Below are 5,738 nucleotides of genomic sequence, written 5' to 3' on the forward strand. Positions count from 1 at the left end.
GGGCATCATTTTACCTTCGGTCGTCCTGCCTCAGCCCATGGGGCCCCGGAACCTGCCGTTTGCGTTCGCTTATGCTTTATGCCCTGCGGGTACTCATACTCACAACCGCTTACTGATTCCCATTATATATTTACCCACACGAAACGTAATAGAACCCTACTTTTCAACTTCAAATAATGACGCTCGCGCAGCGAGCAAATGACACGAGCGAAGCGAGTTAATGACAAGGATATCTCAATGACCTGCGCGTTTTTTTGTTTTGAATTTTAGACATTTGGATTTGGGATTTGATTCGGATTTCGGATTTGAAAAAGGTGGCAGGAGGCAGGTATCAGGTGACAGGACACAAACCTTAATGCTTTTTTCTACCTTCTACAAGATCTGCTGAGGCCCACTACATTCTACCTTCTACAATTACTCCCAGAAGGTCCTCCTACGAGTTCTCCCGAGATCCCCTACCTTCTACAATTACTCCCAGTAGCCCCTACCTGCTAACTCCTCGTGCCGCCCTGGTCCATGTCTTCTTCTTCGTTGTAACCCACCAGCTCATCCTGGTCTTCGATCAGCACCCGTCCGCCGTGATCTTCCTCGTAGGAAAGGCAACACATCAGGCGTCCGCACTGGCCGGAGATCTTTAAAGGATTCATGTTCAGGTTCTGGCGCTTGGCCATCTGCAACGTAATGGGTTCGATGTTGTTTAAAAAGAGCTTGCAACACAACTGGCGGCCGCAGATGCCGATACCGCCGATCATTTTGGCCTCATCGCGGATGCCGATCTGGCGCATCTCGATGCGCATTTTCAAGCGGCGGGCCAAATCTTTGACCAGGTCACGGAAATCGATACGCCCTTCGGAAGAGAAATAGAAAATGGCCTTTCGTTCATTGGTGTAAAAGATGACCCGGATCAACTTTATGGGAACCTCGCGCTCATTGATCTTTTCCAGGCAGAAATCGTAGGCGCGCTTTTCTTCCTGGAGCTTGCGCTCATATCCCTCCAGGTCCCGCTCATTGGCCTTGCGCAACACTTCCGGAATGCGGTCGATTTTCAGCAGGTCGTTAAAAGAACTGCCGAAGGTCTTGATCACACGGCCCAGTTCTTCGCCGATCATGGAGCGCACCACCACGTAGTCTCCGGACGCCACTTCGGAGTCGCCGATCTTGAAGTGCAATACGTCGCGCGTGCTGGTCACCTGGACGGTAATCAGTTTAACCAATTCCGGGCTCCTGATCAGTGAATGAGCGGATGAACTCCTGGGTCAACACCTTGGCGTTCAGGTTGCGTTGGACATCGCGCAACAGGGTTTCCATGCGGCGCACCAGGTACATGAGCTTCTCTTCACCGCTATATTGACACAGGGTCATTAATTCCTCTTTGAAATCCATGTTGAAAAGCAGGGAGTCGTCGCCTCCCGCTTTCAACACCATTATATCCCGCAAAAACAGAGAAATCAAATTCACCAGTTCGCGGAAATAACCGATAAAGGCTTCGCGGCGGCGGTTGAGGTTGTTGAGTTCCACCAATACGTCCCCCTCACCCTCATGGCGCAGCAGGCTTGTCAGCACATCGAGCACGGAACGCCTGGCCTCCAATACCTCGCCATGATCCCCGTGAATCACGTCCAGCCGCTGGGACTGGGACAAGCGCGAAAGCAGGGTGGCTTTTTCCGCTTCCATGCCCTGTTCCAGCAGGTATTTGCGGATATCTTCCGGAGCCGGCGGGGTGAAACGCAGCACCTGGCAGCGAGACTGGATCGTGGGCAGGATTCCGGACAGGCTTGGAGTCAAAAGCATAAAAACGGTGGCTTCGGACGGCTCTTCCAGCGCTTTTAAAAATGCGTTGGCGGAACTTTCGGAAAGCCGCTGCGCGGACTCCAGTATGTAAACCTTGCGTTCACCCTGAAGCGGCCGCCGCACTTGATCCTCGACAATGAAATCCACCTGTTCCTTTTTGTACTGCTGCCCGTCCGGACGCAAAAGGCGCACGTCGGGAAACATTTCACGGTCGATATCGCGGCAATTGGCGCAGGCGCCGCAGAAATCATCCTTCCGGTCCCTGCAGTTGAGGGCCTTGGCAAAACCCAGGGCGAATCCTTTCAAATTCACCGACCCCCCGCCGCTGAATAACATGGCCGGCGGAACCATGCGGTTGCGCAGGTAACTGATCAACACGCGCTTGATGCGGCGATTGCCGAACAGATCGTTAAAGGGCATGAAGCGCCTCCCCGGGGATATCTTCGTCTTGCAGCCATCTGGCGGTTACGGACTCGACCTGGTTTGTGAATCCATCCAGCGCACCCTGGTAGAGTACGCGTCCGCCGTGTCGGCCGCCGCCCGGCCCCAGGTCCACCACCCAGTCGGCCGCCCGGATCACCTGGGCGTTATGTTCGATCACCACCACGGTTCCACCCCGTTGCACCAGGGAATCCATGACTGCGATCAACTTGCGGATGTCTTCCGCGTGCAGGCCCACGGTGGGCTCATCCAGCACGATCAACGTCGGTTTGGCCGAACGTTTCCCCAGTTCACGGCCGAGTTTGATGCGCTGCGACTCGCCCCCTGAAAGTGTAACCGACGGCTGGCCCAGCCTCAGGTATCCCAGGCCCACATCCTGCAGCACGCGCAGACGCGTCGCGATCCCCGGTACCGGGGCGAAAAACGTTGCGGCCGCGTCCACGGTCATGTCCAGCACCTGGTCAATGGAGCGGCCCTTGTAGCGCACCTTACGGGTTTCGGTGTTGAACCGGGTGCCTCCGCATACCGGGCAGGTCACATCCAGGCGGGGCAGGAACCCCATTTCCAGGCGCTGTATGCCCAGGCCGCCGCAAGCCTCGCAGCGCCCCCCCCGGGTGTTGAAACTGAAGCGTCCCGGGGTGTAGCCGCGAATCCTCGCCTCCATGGTTTCGGCGAACAACTGCCGCAACTCGGTCATCAACCCCACGTAAGTGGCCGGACAGGAACGCGCGTTGCGGCCGATGGCCCCCTGGTCCACTTCCAGAACGCGCCGAATCGAGTCCGGGATCACCAGACTTTTCACACTGACGCCTTCGGGGATTACCCGATCACCAACCAGCCGCGCGCGCGCCAGCGGTACCAGGGCATTCATGACCAGGGAACTTTTTCCCGAACCCGACACCCCGGTAACCACGGTCAAGATTCCACAGGGTATCTCTACATCCACGTTGTCCACGTTGTGAATTTTGAGGCCGGCAATCCGAATCGACTCTTTGCCCGGGGTTTTGTGCCCGCGCAGCGATTCCAGGGAACGTCTTTGCAACAGGTAATCCGCTGTCAACGAATTCTTTGCCGAAGAAAGCTTGCGAATGTCGTTGTTGAAGATTATGCGGCCACCCGCTTCACCCGAGCCCGGTCCCAGGTCCACCACCCAGTCGCTTGAGGCGATGGTATAGGGGTCGTGCTCCACCACGACCACCGTGTTTCCCGCATCGCGCAGGCTGCGCAGTACGGCCACCAGGTCCGCCACCTCGGACATGTGCATGCCGATGGAGGGTTCGTCCAGCACGTAGATCACGCCGGAGAGTTGAAACCCGATCTGGGAAACCAGGCGCGTGCGCTGGAGTTCCCCACCGGAAAGGGTGTGGATGCGGCGGTTCAGGCTCAGGTAATCCAGACGCAGGCGCATGAACGCGTCCAGGCGCTGGCGGATCTGCGGCAACAGCGGCGAGAGTAATGGTTCTTCGGTGTCATCGGGTTGTATCTTTGCGAACAACTCGTGCAGATCGCGGATCTCCATCTCTCCCAGGGCATGGATATCCAGGTCGCGAAAACGAAACGCCAGGGCGTCGGGACCATACCCGCCGCCCCTGCAGACCTCGCATACCGCTCCGGAATCATCGCGGCCCGTACCCCGGCAAGCCGGACAGGCCCCCAAGGGCGAATTGAGCGAAAAGGTGGCCGGCTGGGGTTCCCGCAACGCCAGGCGGCAGTGGGCACAATACAGGCGTCGGGAATACAGTTTTTCCTTTTGTCCGCTCCGGACCAGGATCTCGCCGTTTCCCTCTTCCATGGCCAGTTCCAGGCTTTCACGCAACAGCGCTAGCGGCGTGTCCGCGGGCTCGACGGCGTCGATCAGCACCGCGATGTCGTGGCGCCGGTTGCGATCCAATTGTTGGGATTCATCCAGGCGGACCCACTCGCCATCCACAATGGCCTTGAGGAATCCGCGCTTGCGGTAAGTGTCAAACAATTCGCGGTAAAGTCCCTTGCGGTTGCGCACCACCGGGGCCAGGATGTGGATCAAATCCTGGCCGTAACGGTTCACCAGCAGGTCGGCCAGGTCCGGAACTACCAGCGACTGGATGGGCCTGTTGCACCGGGGGCAATGGGGCTTTCCCGCCCGGGCGTAGATCAGGCGCAGAAACGGGCTGATCTCGGAAATGGTCCCCACCGTGGAGTTGAAAAAATAGCTGGAATGCTTTTGATCAATCGAGATGGTGGGAGAAATACCGCGCACGGAACGGACCGCCGGTTTTTCCAATGACTTGATAAACTGGCGGGCATACACGGAGAGTGATTCCAGATAGCGGCGCTGACCTTCCTGGAACAGGGTGTCGTAAGCCAGGCTGGATTTGCCGGAGCCGGACACACCGGTCACCACCACCATCCGGTTCTTGGGTATATTCAGCGAAACCTCCCGCAGGTTGTGCGTGGAGGCGGCTACGATTTCGATCTGCCGCATCGGGTTGCCAGTGTAGCATATCCCCCGGTGTAAATCCAGACTAGCCGGGGGTTGCATTCTTTGCAGAACCATGTAAAATGTCGCCATACACCACGACCATTTTGATTGGTAGAGAGGAGTCGTTCATGAAAAAAGCGATTGTTATTGCCGGTCTTTTGATCTGTGTAGCGTGCTGCACACCGCTGTTTTCCCAAGATGATTCCGACATCAGCTTCACCCAGGAATACATCGCCTCCATGACCAAAAAGCCCGGGCCGGACCGCATCAAGGCATTTGAAGCCTACGTCAAAAAGTACTCCGACACGTCCCAGAAATTCACGCGCCTGGCTTATTACTGGATTGCCATGGACAGTTTCCAGATCCAGGATTATGCCAAGGCGGTCGAGATCGGAAAAAAATGCCTGGGATTCAACGGCTACGATAAGGGTGAAGAAGCCCGCCTCAACCTCATGCTGGGAAACAGCTACGGGGTAAAGAAAGCCTCCGTCTACAACAAGGATCTGGCGCTGAAATACACCAACGCCGCCATCGCCGTCGCCTCTTCCGCCCAGGGCCTGAATGATGTCCTGTCCGCGGCCAAAGACCTAAAATCCAAACTGACCACCCCGCCTCCCCCATCGGAATCCCCCGAGCAGAAGATGAAACGGCTGGTCCTGCAGGACGAGGATTTTTCCGCCGCCATTGATGCCTACAACAAGATGGGCGCAACTGACAAAGACAACGCCGATATCCGCCGCATGTACGGCACGGCCCTGATGCGCGCCGGACGCCTTAAGGAAGCCGTCGATGTCTTTAAGGAAATGCTGGCCAAAGATCCTTCCGGAACCATTGCCTACCGCCTGGGCCAGGCGTACGCCGATATGTCCAAAAAGAGCCGCAGCGCTTTCGACCCCTCCGTACGCTACCTGGTTGAAGCCGCCCTGCGCTTTGACGCCGAAGACAATAACTCCAATGAAAAGATCGCCATGGCCAAGGCGGAGCACCAGCTCTTCACCAAGTACAACTACTTCAGCAAACTCGACCAGTACAACGCCAAAGTCCA

General features: G+C 57.0%; 4 protein-coding genes. 1 reads left to right on the top strand and 3 read right to left on the bottom strand.

Annotated elements, in window-relative coordinates; all coding sequences use genetic code 11:
- Nucleotides 1–491: 491 nt before the first annotated feature.
- The 3 genes from ENN40_06430 to ENN40_06440 form a co-directional block, all read right to left on the bottom strand.
- Nucleotides 492–1,109: a hypothetical protein gene (locus ENN40_06430; protein HDP94979.1), complete on the bottom strand. Its 618-nt coding sequence runs from the start codon at nucleotides 1,107–1,109 to the stop codon at nucleotides 492–494.
- A 97-nt stretch (nucleotides 1,110–1,206) separates the two neighbouring features.
- The gene (locus ENN40_06435; GenBank protein ID HDP94980.1) at nucleotides 1,207–2,211 is read right to left on the bottom strand and encodes a hypothetical protein; all 1,005 of its coding nucleotides are present in this window, start codon (nucleotides 2,209–2,211) and stop codon (nucleotides 1,207–1,209) included.
- Complete coding sequence (locus ENN40_06440; GenBank protein HDP94981.1) at nucleotides 2,201–4,696, bottom strand: excinuclease ABC subunit UvrA; 2,496 nt, start codon at nucleotides 4,694–4,696, stop codon at nucleotides 2,201–2,203. The genes ENN40_06435 and ENN40_06440 overlap by 11 nt, the downstream gene beginning before the upstream one ends.
- Nucleotides 4,697–4,773: 77 nt before the next feature.
- On the opposite strand from ENN40_06440, the gene ENN40_06445 reads away from it, so the two are divergent.
- On the top strand, nucleotides 4,774–5,738 hold a 965-nt coding region (locus tag ENN40_06445), incomplete at its 3' end, for a tetratricopeptide repeat protein (GenBank protein HDP94982.1).

Source organism: Candidatus Aminicenantes bacterium (assembly GCA_011049425.1).
Taxonomy (GTDB): domain Bacteria; phylum Acidobacteriota; class Aminicenantia; order UBA2199; family UBA2199; genus UBA876.

What these genes read in the sequence shown, in the direction of transcription:
- ENN40_06430 (HDP94979.1), bottom strand. Translation starts at nt 1,109, where the DNA reads ATGATCGGCGAAGAACTGGGCCGTGTGATCAAGACCTTCGGCAGTTCT.
- ENN40_06435 (HDP94980.1), bottom strand. Translation starts at nt 2,211, where the DNA reads ATGCCCTTTAACGATCTGTTCGGCAATCGCCGCATCAAGCGCGTGTTG.
- ENN40_06440 (HDP94981.1), bottom strand. Translation starts at nt 4,696, where the DNA reads ATGCGGCAGATCGAAATCGTAGCCGCCTCCACGCACAACCTGCGGGAG.